Origin of the sequence: Pseudomonas sp. FP215, from assembly GCF_030687795.1 — a bacterium.
Classification (GTDB): domain Bacteria; phylum Pseudomonadota; class Gammaproteobacteria; order Pseudomonadales; family Pseudomonadaceae; genus Aquipseudomonas; species Aquipseudomonas salmasensis.
This window is the reverse complement of record NZ_CP117447.1, coordinates 1,894,986-1,910,380: the sequence shown is the minus strand read 5'-3', so window position 1 is coordinate 1,910,380 and position 15,395 is coordinate 1,894,986. Positions and strand designations below refer to the sequence as shown.

Sequence of the window (15,395 nt, the reverse complement as noted above, 5' to 3'; positions counted from 1 at the left end):
GGTTCAGCCCCGCCGACTGGCGCGCTGGCTGCGGTAAGTGTCGAGGACCACGGCAATCACGATCACAGCACCGGTAATGATGCGTTTAGTCGGCTCCGTCGCACCGATCTGCGCCAGCCCGGCCGCCAAGACCGAAATGATCAACACGCCGAAGAACGTGCTGATGACCGAGCCACGCCCGCCCATCAGGCTGGTGCCACCGATCACCACGGCAGCGATCACTTGCAGCTCCAGGCCCGAACCGGCATTCGGGTCCGCCGCTTCCAGGCGCGAAATCTGAAACAGCGCCGCCACACCGGCCAACAGCCCCATCAGGCTGAACACCAGGATCTTGTAAGGCTTGGGATTGATGCCCGCCAGGCGCACCGCTTCTTCGTTGGTGCCGATGCCGATCAGATAACGGCCGAAGACCGTACGGGTCAGTACCAATTGGGCCGCGATGATCACCAGCAGCGCGATGATAAACGACGGGGAAATACCGAAGGCAATCGGGTTGGACAGCCAGGCAAACGAGTCACCGATATAAGCGGTGCGCGAGCCCGTCATCTGGTAGGCCACGCCACGGGCCATCTCCAGCACGCCGAGGGATACGATAAATGACGGAATGCGCCAGGCCACCGTGATGGAGCCGGTGATAGTGCCGGCCAACGCCGCGCAACCCATGCCCAGCAGAGCAGCGGGCAACACGCTCCAGCCCCAGCCCAGGATCGCTACGCTGACTGCCGAGGCCGCCAATGCCAGTACCGAGCCCACGGAGAGGTCGATGCCGCCAATGATCAGGATGAAGGTCATGCCCACCGCCAGCACCATCAGGTCTGGAATCTGGTTGGCCAGGGTGCTGAAGGTGTCATAGGACAGGAAGTGATCGCTGAGCACCGAGAACAGCGCAATCATCGCCAGCAACGCACCCGCCAGCCCCAGGTAGGTACCCAGGCCATAGAAGTTGCCGCCAGTTTTACCGGGGGAAATGCTTGTTTTCATGGGGTATTCCTAGGCGCTGCTTCGTTGAGCAGCGCATCACGTTTCTGATAGCCGGCAAAGGCGGCGGCGAGCAATTCGTCCTGGGTCCAGCTGTCACGCTCAAAGGTCTCGATCAGGCGCCCGGCAGACAACACACCAATGCGGTCACAGATCAGCATCAGCTCACGCAGGTCACTGGACACCACCACCAGCGCTTTGCCCTGGCGGGTCAGTTCACCGAGCAAGGCATAGATGTCGAACTTGGCACCGACGTCGATGCCGCGGGTGGGCTCATCGAACAGCATCACCGCGCAATCGCGCTCCAGCCAGCGGCCAATCACCACCTTTTGCTGGTTACCGCCCGACAGCTCGGACACCAGTTGCGTGGGGCTGGAACTGCGGATACGCATGGCGTCGATCTGGCGCTTGGCCAGAGCGGTTTCGTTGCGGCTGTTGACGACGCCACCGCCGGAAATTTCCGGCATGTTGCCCAGGGCGATGTTGGCGCTGATGGACTGGGTCAGCAGCAGGCCCTCGCCCTTGCGGTCTTCGGTGATCAGGGCAATACCATGACCGACCGCGTCCACCGGCGAGCGAATGCTCACCACCTTGGCCGGCGAACCCAGGGCCACGGTACCGCTGTCGGCCGGGTCGGCGCCGAAGATCAGGCGCAGCAATTCGGTGCGGCCGGCGCCGATCAGGCCGGAAATGCCATAGATTTCACCGGCGCGCACTTCAAAGGACACATCGCGAACCTTGTCCGAACGGGTCAGGCCCGTCACCGTCAAGGCCGGGCCACCGATGGTGCGCGGGCCCAGGTCAATGTGTTCGCCCAGTTCGCGACCGACCATCAAGGTCACCAACTGCTCACTGTTGTAATTGGCCATTGGCTCGACGCAGACCAGCTTGCCATCGCGCAATACCGCAATGCGCTGGGCGACACGGGCCAGCTCTTCGAGCCGGTGCGAAATATAAATGATCGCCACGCCTCGGGCCTGCAAGCGCGTGATTTGCTCAAACAGCATCTCGACTTCACGGGCGGTGAGCATCGCCGTGGGCTCATCGAGGATCAGTACATGGCAGTCGCCGATCAGGTTACGGGCGATCTCGACCATCTGCTGGTGACCAATGCCCAGGCTGCCCACCAGCGTGTCCGGGTCGATCGCGTCCAGGCCGACTTGGGCCATGGCTTCGATTGCGGCCTTGCGCAGTTGTTTGCGGCTGATCCAGCCACAGCGGCTTGGCAGGTTATCCAGGAACAGGTTTTCAGCCACAGTCAGCGTCGGCAGCAGGTTGAGTTCCTGCATGACCATGCGCACGCCCAAGGCTTCGGCCTGGGTGCGGCTGGCGGGGGCGTAATCCTGACCGTTGAATTGCATGTGCCCGGTGGTGGGCGTGACCAGGCCGCCGATGATCTTCGACAAGGTACTTTTGCCTGCGCCGTTTTCACCGGTCAGCGCCAGCACTTCCCCGCGATTGAGCGTCAGGGTGATGTCGGACAGAACCGGTTGGGCATAGGTCTTACCGATACCGCTGACCGAGAGGACAGCGTTCGGGGCGGAAGATGACATAGGAAAATCTCCAGGCGCCCGCCCAGGACGAGCGGGCGCTGTTGGGTACTGCCAGGATTACTGCTTGATGACGAGTTCGACCGGGGTTTCGATCACGCCATCTTTGGCATCGACTTTCTCACCCTTGACCAGCTTCAGCGCATTCTGGATACCGAACACGGCTTGCTGGGCAGCGGCCTGGTCAGCGGTGGCCAACACGCGGCCGTCCTTGAGCATTGGTTTGATCGCATCAATGTTGTCGTAACCCACCACCAACACCTTGCCGGCCTTGCCTGCCGCACGCACGGCGGAGACAGCGCCCAGGGCCATGTTGTCGTTACCGGCCAACAGCGCCTTGATATCTGGCGTTTCGCTCAGCATCGCTGCGGCGATCTTGTTGCCTTGGTCGATCTCCCAGTTACCGGATTGGGTGGAAACAATCTTCATGCCCGCCGCGTCCATCGCATCCTTGAAGCCTGCGGTGCGCTGCTGGGCGTTGGTGGTAGTGGGTACGCCCTCGATGATGCCGACCTTGTCACCGGCGGCCAGTTGCTTGGCCAGGTAGTCGCCCACCAGCTTGGAGCCTTTGCGGTTATCCGGGCCTACGAACGGGATATCGAGTTTTTTGCTTTTGAGGACATCCGGGTCCAGGCGGTTGTCGATGTTGACGACTTTGATACCGGCATCGGAGGCCTTCTTCAACACCGTGACCAGGGCCTTGGAGTCGGCGGGCGCAATGACAATGGCATTGACCTTGGACAGAATCATCTGATTGACGATATCGATCTGCGCAGCGGTATCGGTTTCGTTCTTGATACCGTTGGTGATCATGTCAAAGTCGGCGGCGTGGTCTTTCTGGTACTGTTTGGCGCCGTCCTGCATGGTCACGAAGAACTCATTGGCGAGCGACTTCATCACCAGGCCAACCTTGGGTTTGGCAGCGGCGTCATCAGCAAATGCAGAGGAGAGAGGCAAAGCGGCGGATGCGGCAGCAAGCACAGCAACAGCAAGAAGACGTCCAGCAAATGGCAGCTTCATGGGTTCACTCCGATCTTATGATTATTGTGAGCAACGCTTGCACCGAAGAGCCCTTCGGCAGCCCTCCCACTTGGGCGGCTGATACGAGTTGTGACGATGTGCCAAGGGCGCAGTGAAACATCTCGCAAACGTTTGCGTTGAGCAAACTATGAGAACCTTGTCGAGATTTGTCAACGGTAGCAGCAAGCCTTTCATGGGCGCCCTCCAAGCTCACCCTTTAGCTACTGACCGCTGATACGTTTAAGCAAATTCGCCCTGCCTGACCGTTCTCTGAAACGACAGGCTGTGCGGCGAATGATCACACAGGGTGCCCGGACAAATCGTGAAGGCTTTCGGACAACCGAACACCACAGCCCTTCTCGTTCGGAAAGCCGGACAGCGCCCAGGCCCACCAAACCGAAACCTCACTTTAAGTTGTTTTAAATCAATAAGTTAATTTAAAAAAATCAACATGCTCAGCCTGGTACAAATCCTGCTCTTTCTCAGCACCTCGCGGCGTTCAGAACCGCCCGGGTGTTCTAGATGAACCTGCTACAGCACTCATCAAAAACCAGAGAGAAAAATAATGAAATCTGCATTGAAGAACGTTATTCCGGGCGCCCTGGCCCTTCTGCTGCTGTTCCCCGTTGCCGCCCAGGCAAAGGAAGTTGAAAGCAAGACCAAACTGTCCAACGTAGTCATCCTCGCCACCGGCGGTACCATCGCTGGCGCTGGCGCCAGTGCGGCCAACAGTGCCACTTACCAGGCGGCCAAAGTCGGCATCGAACAACTGATCGCCGGCGTTCCTGAGCTTAGCCAGATCGCCAATGTTCGCGGCGAACAAGTGATGCAAATTGCGTCGGAAAGCATCAACAACGAAAACCTGCTGCAACTGGGTCGCCGTGTCGCCGAACTGGCCGACAACAAGGACGTGGATGGCATCGTGATCACCCACGGTACCGATACCCTTGAAGAAACCGCCTACTTCCTGAACCTGGTAGAAAAAACCGACAAGCCTATCGTGGTGGTCGGCTCCATGCGCCCAGGCACCGCGATGTCGGCAGACGGCATGCTCAACCTGTACAACGCGGTTGCAGTCGCAGGTAGCAAGGAAGCCCGCGGCAAAGGCGTGCTGGTGACCATGAACGACGAGATCCAATCGGGTCGCGACGTCAGCAAGATGATCAACATCAAAACCGAAGCCTTCAAGAGCCCATGGGGCCCAATGGGCATGGTCGTTGAAGGAAAATCCTACTGGTTCCGCCTGCCGGCCAAGCGTCACACCATGGATTCTGAGTTCGACATCAAAACCATCAAAAGCCTGCCTGACGTTGAAATTGCCTACGGCTACGGCAACGTGAGCGACACCGCCTACAAGGCACTGGCCCAAGCGGGCGCCAAAGCGATCATTCACGCCGGCACTGGCAACGGGTCGGTATCGTCCAAGGTGGTTCCAGCGTTGGTGGAACTGCGTAAACAAGGCGTGCAGATCATTCGCTCTTCCCACGTCAACGCCGGTGGCATGGTTCTGCGTAACGCCGAACAGCCAGACGACAAATACGACTGGGTCGCCGCCCTTGACCTGAACCCGCAGAAAGCCCGCATCCTGGCGATGGTCGCCCTGACCAAGACCCAGGACAGCAAGGAACTGCAACGGATCTTCTGGGAGTACTGATCCCTGCTGATCTACCTGTAGGAGCGAGCTTGCTCGCGAAAAACTTGATAGCGCCGCGTTAAGTCAGGCTTTACGCGTTATCGTTAACGTTCTTCGCGAGCAAGCTCGCTCCTACAATTGCTGCCCGCCCTTCTCAACAAACTTCCTGATTCGCTGTCAGACGAACTTCTTGAAATTTAAGCAGTTGCGAAATTGCCTACAGTTAAATACTGTATGTGCGTACAGCCAATTAAGGAATGCTCTGTGGCAAAGCCCTCTTCCGCAGCACCTGCAGCGCCTGACGCCTATCAGCGTCTGGCCATTCGCGTGCAAAAAATCATCAATTCGACCAACGCGCAGAAAGCCAAGGCAGCGCTGATCTTCCGTTTACCTGATGAGCCGGAGAACGATTGGCAACGTTTACTGGAAGAGATTGCGGAAAACGACAACGTCACCCTCGCCTATCGAGATGACGGTGGCGTGCAGATTTTCTGGGTTGTGCCGAAGGAAGATTGACTCAATGAGTGCCCGTTTTATTGCTGTGTGCTGTCTGTTTTTTACCGTCACCGCCAACGCCCAGGCCCCTCGAACCTTCAGCGAAGCCAAGAAAGTCGCCTGGAAGCTCTACGCGCCGCAATCCACGGAATTCTATTGCGGCTGCAAATACACCGGTAACCGCGTGAATTTGAAAGCCTGCGGTTACATCCCGCGCAAAAACGCCAACCGCGCCGCGCGCATCGAGTGGGAACACATCGTGCCGGCCTGGCAAATCGGGCATCTGCGTCAATGCTGGCAAAATGGGGGGCGAAAAAACTGCACGCGCCATGATGAGGTGTTCAAGCGCGCCGAGGCCGACCTGCACAACCTGGTGCCGAGCATCGGTGAAGTGAATGGCGACCGTAACAACTTCAGCTTTGGCTGGCTGCCGGTGCAAAGCGGGCAGTACGGCTCATGCCTGACCCAGGTGGACTTCAAGGCGAAGAAGGTCATGCCGCGCCCGTCCATTCGCGGAATGATCGCGCGCACGTATTTTTATATGAGCAAGCAATACGGCCTGCGCCTGTCGAAGCAGGACCGGCAATTGTATGAAGCCTGGAACAAGACCTACCCGGTGCAAACCTGGGAACGCCAGCGCAACCAGACCGTGGCTTGCGTGATGGGGCGTGGTAATGAGTTCGTCGGCCCGGTCAACCTCAAGGCCTGCGGCTGAACGTGGGCGGGGGTGCCCGCCCACCTGACCTGCTACTGCGCAGCCTTGTGTTCGATAATCTCCGACACGGTGTCGTTTTTCTTGGCCCGCGCCATTTTTTCGTTTAGCAGCGCCTGCTTGGCCTCGGCCTCGGCTTTGGTCGCGAACGGCCCCAACAGCACCTCATCCTTGCCGTCGACTTTCACGATATAGAAATTGAAGCCATGCTCCAGCAACCAGGCGGTCAGGTCGGTGATCGCCTGCAGCTTATGGTCCGGCGGGCCGACCCGTATATCCCATTCCTGAGCGGCAATCGCACCGGCTTGCGGCAGGCTTTCGGTCACGGCAGGCTTGGCCTTGGGGGCATCGACCGATTGACCTTCACCGCATCCGGCCAACGCCAACACCACAATTGCCATCGCTACTTTACGCACTGCCCTGCTCCTTTGAGGATCAAAGAGGCAACTTTACCATTCACTGTCTATTCTGGCCGTCATAAACGTTGGCTTAAACAATGCGAATCATGTATCGCGACCTGTATGATACCGCCATGGGAATTAATGTCGCCTCTACGCGTCCTAAAAGAGGCAGTCACAGGGAAGCGCTTCGCAGTAAGCTACACACATCCGACACCTGCCCTGTCTGAAACATGTGTCCTTAAAAGTAATTCAAGGAGAAGTCCATGCTTATACTCACCCGCAAAGTCGGTGAAAGCATAAACATCGGTGATGACATTACGATCACCATCCTGGGCGTTAGCGGCCAGCAAGTACGAATCGGCATCAACGCCCCTAAGGATGTTGCCGTGCATCGCGAAGAGATTTACCAACGTATCCAGGCCGGCCTGACTGCACCCGACAAAAACCAGACGCCTTGAAACGCCTCCAGTAGCCAGCCTTTTCGTTCACTGTAACGGCTGGCGAAAACCCCATTGGCCTGTTCGCGTCCCCCCGCGTGACCAGCGCGCCTTGAACCTTCCCTTCGTTGCAAGATGAAACTGTCAGGGCATCCGGAACTTGTCGCGCTATTGGCAGCCCAATTTCTGACACTTTATCCTGCCATCCGAGTGCATTTCAGGAACACGTCGATGAGGCCAGCCGCGTCGCAACCCCTTGTTTCAAGATCCTGGATGATTGCCCTGCTGATAGGGCTGGTCTTTGTGGCACTCGGGTGTGGGTTGAGAATGGAAGTTGAAGGGGCCGATCCCGACACTCATTCCTGGGTGGATCTGGCGCTTCTGCTCTGCGGCTACCTGCTTGTGTTCTGCCTCAAGCCCATCCAGAAGGTGATCTTGCGCAAGTTGCGCCAGCGCGCCGCCCATCGCGCCCGCGGGAACGCCGCACGCTGAGCGCTGCTGCCTGTTATCGGATCACCGGTATTTACAGCGCCGCCACACCACCTATCATTGGGCTTGCGCAGTCAGTCAAAGGGGCAGAGACAGATGGACACCCTCAGCAAAACCCAAATCGAATCGGCACTGGCAGCGCGCCTGCCCAGCTATACCGTTGAGTGCACACTGCATGCCGACGGTACGCTATCAGCCGTTCTCAGCGGCCCAGGGACCGATCACTTCGCGATTACCGGCATCGTGCGTGCGCACTATCACGGTACAGAAGCCATCAACCGGCTCGCCACCGAGATCCTCAGGGAAATGGTGTTGTCGCGTCAGGGTATGAAAAACAGCCGGCTGCAGGCGTTGTCCGATCCCATCGACTGCCTGGAAGGCCGAGACCGATAACAGGCTCGGCCTTCCACGTGTCACGGCGCTAACCGACTCAGGGACAGCAAGCCATCAGCCCCACGCAGGGCTTTCAACGCACCGTATTCCTCGATACAAGCATGGGCCGTCACCATCGGCGCCAAGTGTGTCGAGGTCACCACCAGGATATCCGCCCCCGCCGCTTCCCCAGCCTGAATGCCCACTGTGGCGTCCTCGAACACCAGGCAGTCTTGCACCGGCACGCCCAGGCGCTTGGCACCCAGCACGTAACAGGCCGGATCGGGCTTACCCGTCTTCACATCTTCGGCTGTCACCAGTACCGCCGGCACGGGGATACCCGCCGCTTGCAGCCGGCGCACGGCCAACGCTTTTGGCGCAGAAGTGACCAACGCCCATTGATCGGCGGGCAGGCTGGCCAAAAACGCCACCGCGCCGGGAATCGCCACGATGCCTTCGACATCGCGCAGTTCAGCCTCGGTGATCCATTGGGCTTCTATCTGTGGATCGACACCCGGCAATGCCTGGCGGGTGATCGTATCAATCGCGCGGGCACCATGAATGGTGTGCAGAAACGCTTCCATATCCAAGCCATGCCGAGCAGCCCAGATACCCCAGACACGCTCCGCAGCGGCAATGGAGTTGAGCAGAGTCCCGTCCATATCAAACAGGAAGGCGCGGTAACGGCGGCTAAATACACTTGGATTTGGACTGGACACTGCGCGGCTTCCTCATGGGCTGGGCCCCTGCAATCTACGGATCACCTCGCCGCTTGTAAACGCCGAGACCTGGCCCGTCAGCGCCAAGGCAAAAATGACGAACTTGTCATCATCCTGTTGGTTGGCTGTTGGGGTCGCCTGGTTACCGTGAACTCACTACCAACCCGGAACGTGAGACACCACCATGAAACTGTTCGCCTTAGGCTTCGCCGCTTTGCTCGTCACTGGCTCGGTATTCGCTGCCGACGCCGCCCCTGCTGCCAACGTGATCCATGACAAAACCGGCTTCTTCGTCCATCTGGATGTCGCCAAGGTGCTCTCGAGCACCGACACCTACGGCCAATGCGGGGTTGTGCCGGCGCAACTGCGCTACCTGGACCACCAAGACCGCGAACATGTGCTGGATTACCAAGTCCAGGGCACCGGTTGCGCCAATGACAATTGATCGGGCTACACTGGCGCAACTTATTGAAGCAGAGCACTTCCCATGAACATCCTTGTAGTCGAAGACGAACCCAAGGCCGGCAATTATCTGCTCAATGGCCTGCAGGAACTGGGGCATTGCGTGAGCCTGGCCCGCGATGGCGTGGATGGTTTGCACCAGGCCCTGGAGACGCCGTTCGACGTGATCGTACTGGACGTGATGATGCCGAAAATGGATGGCTGGGAAGTGCTGCGCCGCCTGCGCAAAGAAGCCGATACTCCGGTGTTGTTCCTCACCGCCCGCGATGACATCGCCGACCGCATCAAAGGCCTTGAGCTGGGGGCTGACGACTACCTGATCAAGCCCTTTTCGTTCGCCGAGCTGGTTGCGCGCCTGCGCACCCTCAACCGTCGCGGCCCGAGCCGGGATGAAGAACAACTGCAAATCGCCGACCTGCACATTGACGTACTCAAACGCCGAGTGACCCGCGCCGGCACGCGCATCACCCTGACCAACAAAGAATTCGCCCTGCTGCATTTGTTTGCGACGCACCAGGACCAGGTGCTGTCCCGTTCACTGATTGCTTCGCGGGTGTGGGACATGAACTTCGACAGCGACACCAACGTGGTGGATGTCGCCGTACGCCGCCTGCGCCTGAAAATCGACGACCCGTTCCAGCTCAAGCTGATTCACAGCGTGCGCGGCATTGGCTACCGCTTCGATACCCAACCATGAACCGTCAGCCCCCTTACTCCCTGACCCTGCGCTTGGCGTTGATCTTCGCCCTGCTCGCCTTCGCCCTATTGGCAACCTTGGGCGTGGCGCTGTACCGGGAACTGGAGCGCGAACTGATCCGCCGCGATGACGCCGCGCTGATATCCCGAGTGGATCAGCTACGCAACTTGCTCAACGACAGCAATACGCTGGACCTGATCAAGACCAAGCCAGAGCTGTTCCAGAACATGTTGGGCAACCGCGAATCGGTGCTGAGCATCGCCGCACCCGGCCAGCAGCCGCTGCTGCTGGTGAACCCGGGGAACATTGCGCTGCCGTCGATCCAGCCGCTGCCCAAGGATCACAAGCTCATGTTGAACGACGTACAACATTTACCCGGCCTGAACGGTATTCCCTTCTCGATGGTGGCCGTGGCTATCGACTCCGGCGACCTGGGCAGCCTGCAAATCACCAGCGGCCGCCTGATGACCGAGCGCACCGCGGTGCTCGCCAGTTACCGACTCAGCGTATACATCCTGGCGAGTATCGCCGCGATCATCCTGGCGCTGGTCGGTTACCTACTGGTCCATCGCGGCTTGCTGCCCTTGCGCCGCCTGGCCCGGCATGCCCATGGGATCGGCGTCAGCAATCTGGCCGAACGGCTCGACAGCCACGGCGCACCGAAAGAATTGCTGCCCATGATCGACTCGTTCAACACCATGCTTGAACGCCTGGCCAAAGGCTTTGTACAACTGGGCCAAGTGTCCACCGACATGGCCCATGAACTGCGCACCCCGATCAACAACCTGCTCGGCGAAACCCAGGTGGCCCTGCAACAGCAGCGCAGCATCGAGAGCTACCAGCAACTGCTGGCCTCCAATGTCGAAGAGCTGGAACGCCTGGCGCGGATGCTCGACAACATGCTGTTCCTGGCCCGCACCGACCCCGCCAGCGCACTGCGCCAACGCCAGGCGCTGGACGCGGCGGATGAAGTGGAACGCATCGCGGATTACTTCGAAGGGCTGGCCGGTGATGTGGACATGCACATCACCGCCCTGGGTGAAGGGGTGATCTGGGCTGAACCGATGCTGCTGCGCCGCGCCTTGGCCAACCTGTGTGCCAATGCCATCAAGTATGGGGCGCCGGGCTCGGAGCTGAGTATCCAGGCAGTGCCGGATGGCGCGGGTATCAACCTGAGGGTCAGTAACCACGGCCAGACGATCCCGGCCGAGCACCTGCCACGGCTATTCGAACGGTTTTACCGGGTGGATGAGTCCCGCGAGCGGTCGTCCCAGTCCAACGGCCTGGGGCTCTCGATCGTGGCGACCATCATGCAGCTGCATAACGGGCGGTACCGCGTCAGCAGTGAAGATGGCGTGACCTGTTTTGAGTTGTTTTTCCCTGGGCGTGAAGCCTGAGGATGCTGCAACTCAATCAAACGCGCCGTTAAGGACTTCGTAGATGATGCCGGTCGCAATGGTCACCAATATCAAATCGGTTCCCGCTTGCTGCCACTCGTAACCGTCGTAGCGAGGCAACTGCCCCAGCAAGCGGCTGTCGAGTTTCTTGGCAATACCCGGCGGCAGTGGCTTGCCGCGTGCCAGGTTTTTCTGAATGCCAGGCGGCAAGGCCGGGCCAGGGCGCCAATAATCGCGGTGACCGCCCAGCACGTTCAGTACAAGACCGCGATCAACGCTGAAGTCATTCCTGGAGGGCCCGCCATTGTCCTTGCCCTTACCTTGCCCACCCTGGGCATTGCCCTTGTTATTACCCTGGCCTTTACCCTTGTCCTGCCCACCATAGGCATCACCCTTGTTATTGCCTTGGCCTTTGCCCTGCCCTCCGTAGACATCACCTTTATTGTTACCCTGGCCTTTGCCATTGCCTGGATCGGCAAGGGCAAGGCCACTGGTCACGGACAGTGCAAGCGACAACGCAACCGACACGAACTTCGTACGCTTTAACATGGCGACTTTCCAAGGCAAGGGTGTACTTGAACTGTAGTTGAAATCGCAACACCGCGTACAGCCTCAGCTGATCTGGCCACCGGCAAGGACGACATCCGCCTGGGTTTGCCAGGCGGCCAACGCCGCAACCCGCAACCCCTCCACGGTCGTCGATAACGCCATCGAAGGCTCGCCCGACTCAGGCAAGCCAGGCACATGAATAAACCCACTGCGCACCCCAGTCCCCGCCAACGCATGCTGCAAGCGGTAAAACACCTGATTACACACAAACGTCCCCGCCGTCTGCGACACAGCGGCCGCAATACCGGCCTCACGCACCGCCTTGACCATGCCCTTGATCGGCAACGTCGAGAAGTACGCCGCCGGGCCGCCCTCCACCACCGCGGTATCAATCGGCTGCGCGCCCAGGTTGTCGGGAATACGCGCATCGTTAACGTTGATCGCAACGCGCTCGATGGAAATATCACTGCGCCCAGGCCCCAGGCCCGTGGCGATGACCATTGCTGGCTGCAGTTCGTTGATCAACTGCAGCAAGGTCTCGGCAGCGGTGGCAAATGCGCAGGGCAAGCAATGCGCAACCATCGTCACGCCCTCGCTCAACGACACACCGTCCAACTGGCGCACGGCCTCCCAAGAGGGGTTTACCGCCGCCTTATCAAAGGGCTCGAAGCCCGTCAGCAATACGTTTTGCACAATGACCTCACATCAACAGGTAAAGCAGCACGATATTGACCACCAGCATCATCAGCGCCGTGGGTATCTGGGCCTTGATCACCGCGTTTTTGTCCGGCAGTTCCAGCAGCGCCGCCGGTACGATATTGAAGTTGGCCGCCATCGGCGTCATCAACGTACCGCAATAGCCCGAGAACATACCAATGGCCGCCATCACCGCAGGGTTGCCACCGTAAATTCCCACCAGCACCGGCACGCCGACGCCACCGGTCATCACTGGAAAGGCCGCAAAACCATTGCCCATGATCACGGTAAACAAGGCCATGCCCAGCACATAAACCATCACCGCCACCAACTTGTAGTCCAGGTTGATGTAAGTGGTGGTGACATGAGCGACCGCCGTACCCACCCCGGCCTCATTAAACAACAGCCCGAGCATCGCCAGCATTTGCGGGAGCACCATGGCCCACCCCAGGGCTTCGGTCAGGCGCCGGGATTCGCGCAACGCTTGCACCGGCGTATCACGGGTCAGCCAGCAGGCCAGGCCAAGGGCGATCAGGCAACCGATGCCGAGGGAGACAAAGGTGGTGTTCTTCGGGTCCAGCAGCGGTACACCGCCGATTTCGGTGTGTTTGAGCAACACCGAACCAATCACCGTGGTCAGCGGAATCGCCAACGCCGGGATGAACAATTTGTGGCCCAGGCGCCCGGCACTGGCGCGGGACGCCTTGTCGTGCAACTCGGCGTGCTGGCCACGACCTACGCCGCCCAAGCCCGCAATCAATGCCATCACCACCACACCCACCCCGATGACCACCGAAGGCAGGCGCTCACCTATAAGGAACGGCACCGCAAACAACAACCAGAACAGCGCACTAGACCAACGCTTGGGGTGGGTACGGTCGAGCAGGATCATGCCGGCGGTGATCAGCAACAGCACGCCCGCCAGCCAGTACAGGTATTGAATGGAAATAATCATTGAGCGACCTCCACCGGGGTGGTGGCCGAACTCATTTCGCGGGTCAGGCGCCGGTCGAAACGATGCAACCGGATAGCGTGAATGATAAAAGCACAGATCGCCGTCGGGATGCCCCACACCGCAATGTGCAGCGGTTCCACATCAATCCCCGAGCCGAGCAGGAAGGTGTGCATCAACGCAATCGCACCAAAGGCCACGAAGATGTCCTCACCAAAAAACAACCCGACATTGTCGGTAGCAGCGCACATGGCCAGTACCTTGTGACGCAGCTTGTCCGGCAGCTTGCCATAGCGTTTTTCCGCTGCACCCTCGGCCATCGGCGCCAGCAGCGGCCGCACCATCTGCGGATGCCCACCCAGGCTGGTCAACCCCATGGCCGCTGTGGACTCACGCACAAACAAATAGATGATCAACAAGCGCCCGACCGTGGCGCGTTCGAAGCGGGCGATCCAGTTCTGCGCATGCAGGCGCAGGCCATGGCGCTCCAACAGGCCAATCACCGCCAGCGGCAATAACAGAATCAGTTGCAGGGCACGGGTCTGAAGGAAGCCATCACCCATGGTGGCGAGAATTTTTTCCAGCGGGAACTGGGCGGCAAGCCCGGTGGCTATGGCGGCCGCGGTGACCACCAACAGCGGATTGAAGCGCAATACAAAGCCGACCACGATGACAAGTACGCCGATCAACGGCCATAAGTTCACAACAGTTTGCATGGCGGGGAGGTCCTTTAGTGCGCGCTGCGGCGCCATTACAGCAGGATGTGGGCAAAGGGCTCACAGCGTGAAAGTGGCGTGCAGTCGGCTCGGTTTTTTATTGTTGACCTGGAAGGTCGAGCGTCAGTGGCGGCAACTTTGCTGCCTGGGGCCTTGGGGTGTCCAACAAGAAAAATTGTTGCTGCAAACCAATAATTTTTGTGGGGGGATGACACTGTGCGGTACGGTGCCTGGAAGGAATTGAGCCCAGTTTTTTTTGGACAAATCGCGTGGGTGAGCTCGCTATGGCGTCGGAAGTGAAAATTCCTGATCAGCACCTATACTCCACGATGCAGCTGTGTGTACTTGCAGTTCATTCACGGCGTCATGCCGACAATGAGGGGTTCCCGCTATGTATGCCGGACAAATGAGCAATATGGCGACCACGCTTGGCGAAATACGCTGCCAACTGTTCGCCCAGGTAATTTGCCTGCTGGCGGTGGCGACGCTGTTCGCCTGATTGGACTTTGTAGCCCTGTAAGGACGCCGCCAGGCGTCTTGGCTTTGCTGTGCCCAAATTTCAGGCAACAAAAAAGGGCCCACCTTTCGGTGAGCCCTTCTAGACCGCCCAGCAGAGCGGATTTTGTTTGGTAGGCGCGATTGGACTCGAACCAACGACCCCCACCATGTCAAGGTGACCCCGGAACACTCGTAACCTATTGATGTATAAAGCAAACACACCAATTTAAGGAGGTGCTAAAACCAGCGTTTCACCCTATAAGAATCAATAACTTAGCGTTGTATATTCCTACAGTAGTCACCCTCCCCGGCGTCCTGCCAAACGAACACAACTACCCAAAAAAAACATCCGCTACTACTCTGTTCGCTCTCCGGAGGAACAACGATGCCGAATTCAGATCTACTCCCTTCCCTGCTTTCTAAGCTCTACGAAAACCAGCTCGCCCTCGAAGCGTCCATCCTGGAATTGTCCAACTGGGTGGAGCAGCGTGGCTCAGCCAAGGTAGCAGAAAATGTTCGCGGCGCTCTACAAGCCATCGACGATAACGAGGAGTTCGTCAAGCTGACCTTGGCCGTCCTAAGCGCTCCCGACTGATCGTCGGGTGAGCCTGCATTTCGTCGG

19 protein-coding genes are annotated in these 15,395 nt (G+C 58.9%); 10 read left to right on the top strand and 9 right to left on the bottom strand.

The features are described from left to right. Nucleotides 1-3: 3 nt before the first annotated feature. The 3 genes from PSH76_RS08735 to PSH76_RS08725 are packed head-to-tail and all read right to left on the bottom strand — an operon-like array spanning nt 4 to nt 3,548. Entirely contained in the window at nt 4-981 is a 978-nt protein-coding gene (locus PSH76_RS08735) for an ABC transporter permease (RefSeq protein ID WP_003192502.1), read from the bottom strand. Continuing rightward, nucleotides 978-2,531 (bottom strand): sugar ABC transporter ATP-binding protein, encoded by a 1,554-nt coding sequence (locus tag PSH76_RS08730; protein ID WP_032896204.1) that lies wholly within the window; start codon nt 2,529-2,531, stop codon nt 978-980. Before PSH76_RS08730 ends, PSH76_RS08735 begins: the two co-directional genes overlap by 4 nt. A gap of 57 nt (nt 2,532-2,588) precedes the next feature. Beyond that, a complete protein-coding gene (locus PSH76_RS08725) occupies nt 2,589-3,548 on the bottom strand; it encodes a sugar ABC transporter substrate-binding protein (protein ID WP_032896202.1) in 960 nt (319 codons plus the stop codon). 565 nt (nt 3,549-4,113) lie between these two features. On the opposite strand from PSH76_RS08725, the gene PSH76_RS08720 reads away from it, so the two are divergent. From PSH76_RS08720 to PSH76_RS08710, 3 genes are all read left to right on the top strand, one after another. Next, nucleotides 4,114-5,202, top strand: coding sequence for an asparaginase (locus tag PSH76_RS08720; RefSeq protein WP_032896200.1), 1,089 nt, complete (start codon nt 4,114-4,116; stop codon nt 5,200-5,202). 243 nt (nt 5,203-5,445) lie between these two features. Continuing rightward, nucleotides 5,446-5,697: a DUF1654 domain-containing protein gene (locus PSH76_RS08715; protein WP_032896197.1), complete on the top strand. Its 252-nt coding sequence runs from the start codon at nt 5,446-5,448 to the stop codon at nt 5,695-5,697. Between the two features lie 4 nt (nt 5,698-5,701). After that, nucleotides 5,702-6,391, top strand: coding sequence for an endonuclease (locus PSH76_RS08710; protein ID WP_138762903.1), 690 nt, complete (start codon nt 5,702-5,704; stop codon nt 6,389-6,391). 32 nt (nt 6,392-6,423) lie between these two features. Here the strand turns inward: PSH76_RS08710 and PSH76_RS08705 are convergent, their stop codons facing one another. Continuing rightward, nucleotides 6,424-6,789, bottom strand: coding sequence for an SPOR domain-containing protein (locus PSH76_RS08705; RefSeq protein WP_305494446.1), 366 nt, complete (start codon nt 6,787-6,789; stop codon nt 6,424-6,426). A gap of 263 nt (nt 6,790-7,052) precedes the next feature. Between PSH76_RS08705 and csrA the strand changes: the two genes are divergently transcribed. The 3 genes from csrA to PSH76_RS08690 all read left to right on the top strand — a co-directional run bounded on the left by csrA (nt 7,053) and on the right by PSH76_RS08690 (nt 8,108). Next, nucleotides 7,053-7,247, top strand: a complete 195-nt coding sequence (csrA, locus tag PSH76_RS08700) for a carbon storage regulator CsrA (protein ID WP_003192511.1) — start codon at nt 7,053-7,055, stop codon at nt 7,245-7,247. Nucleotides 7,248-7,457: 210 nt separating this feature from the next. Next, entirely contained in the window at nt 7,458-7,718 is a 261-nt protein-coding gene (locus PSH76_RS08695; protein ID WP_032896192.1) for a hypothetical protein, read from the top strand. A gap of 93 nt (nt 7,719-7,811) precedes the next feature. Next, nucleotides 7,812-8,108: a hypothetical protein gene (locus tag PSH76_RS08690; RefSeq protein WP_032896190.1), complete on the top strand. Its 297-nt coding sequence runs from the start codon at nt 7,812-7,814 to the stop codon at nt 8,106-8,108. 20 nt (nt 8,109-8,128) lie between these two features. Here the strand turns inward: PSH76_RS08690 and PSH76_RS08685 are convergent, their stop codons facing one another. Next, complete coding sequence (locus PSH76_RS08685) at nt 8,129-8,749, bottom strand: HAD-IA family hydrolase (protein WP_178110432.1); 621 nt, start codon at nt 8,747-8,749, stop codon at nt 8,129-8,131. Between the two features lie 241 nt (nt 8,750-8,990). Between PSH76_RS08685 and PSH76_RS08680 the strand changes: the two genes are divergently transcribed. Genes PSH76_RS08680 through PSH76_RS08670 form a run of 3 tightly spaced genes read left to right on the top strand, consistent with a single transcriptional unit; the run spans nt 8,991 to nt 11,362 of the window. Continuing rightward, nucleotides 8,991-9,251, top strand: a complete 261-nt coding sequence (locus tag PSH76_RS08680) for a DUF2790 domain-containing protein (RefSeq protein WP_098950852.1) — start codon at nt 8,991-8,993, stop codon at nt 9,249-9,251. A 42-nt stretch (nt 9,252-9,293) separates the two neighbouring features. Beyond that, entirely contained in the window at nt 9,294-9,965 is a 672-nt protein-coding gene (locus PSH76_RS08675; RefSeq protein ID WP_032896183.1) for a heavy metal response regulator transcription factor, read from the top strand. After that, nucleotides 9,962-11,362, top strand: coding sequence for a heavy metal sensor histidine kinase (locus PSH76_RS08670; RefSeq protein ID WP_305493932.1), 1,401 nt, complete (start codon nt 9,962-9,964; stop codon nt 11,360-11,362). Before PSH76_RS08675 ends, PSH76_RS08670 begins: the two co-directional genes overlap by 4 nt. Before the next feature lie 12 nt (nt 11,363-11,374). On the opposite strand, the gene PSH76_RS08665 is transcribed toward PSH76_RS08670, so the two are convergent. From PSH76_RS08665 to PSH76_RS08650, 4 genes are all read right to left on the bottom strand, one after another. Further along, nucleotides 11,375-11,911, bottom strand: coding sequence for an anti-virulence regulator CigR family protein (locus tag PSH76_RS08665; RefSeq protein WP_305493931.1), 537 nt, complete (start codon nt 11,909-11,911; stop codon nt 11,375-11,377). A gap of 63 nt (nt 11,912-11,974) precedes the next feature. Next, nucleotides 11,975-12,604 carry a pyroglutamyl-peptidase I gene (gene pcp, locus PSH76_RS08660; protein WP_305493930.1) on the bottom strand — a complete coding sequence of 210 codons (630 nt, stop codon included), beginning with the start codon at nt 12,602-12,604 and terminating at the stop codon, nt 11,975-11,977. Nucleotides 12,605-12,611: 7 nt separating this feature from the next. After that, nucleotides 12,612-13,562 (bottom strand): DUF979 domain-containing protein, encoded by a 951-nt coding sequence (locus PSH76_RS08655; RefSeq protein WP_032896174.1) that lies wholly within the window; start codon nt 13,560-13,562, stop codon nt 12,612-12,614. Beyond that, nucleotides 13,559-14,275, bottom strand: a complete 717-nt coding sequence (locus PSH76_RS08650) for a DUF969 domain-containing protein (protein WP_305493929.1) — start codon at nt 14,273-14,275, stop codon at nt 13,559-13,561. Before PSH76_RS08650 ends, PSH76_RS08655 begins: the two co-directional genes overlap by 4 nt. An 883-nt stretch (nt 14,276-15,158) precedes the next feature. On the opposite strand from PSH76_RS08650, the gene PSH76_RS08645 reads away from it, so the two are divergent. After that, complete coding sequence (locus PSH76_RS08645; protein WP_305493928.1) at nt 15,159-15,368, top strand: hypothetical protein; 210 nt, start codon at nt 15,159-15,161, stop codon at nt 15,366-15,368. The last annotated feature ends 27 nt before the right edge of the window (nt 15,369-15,395 follow it).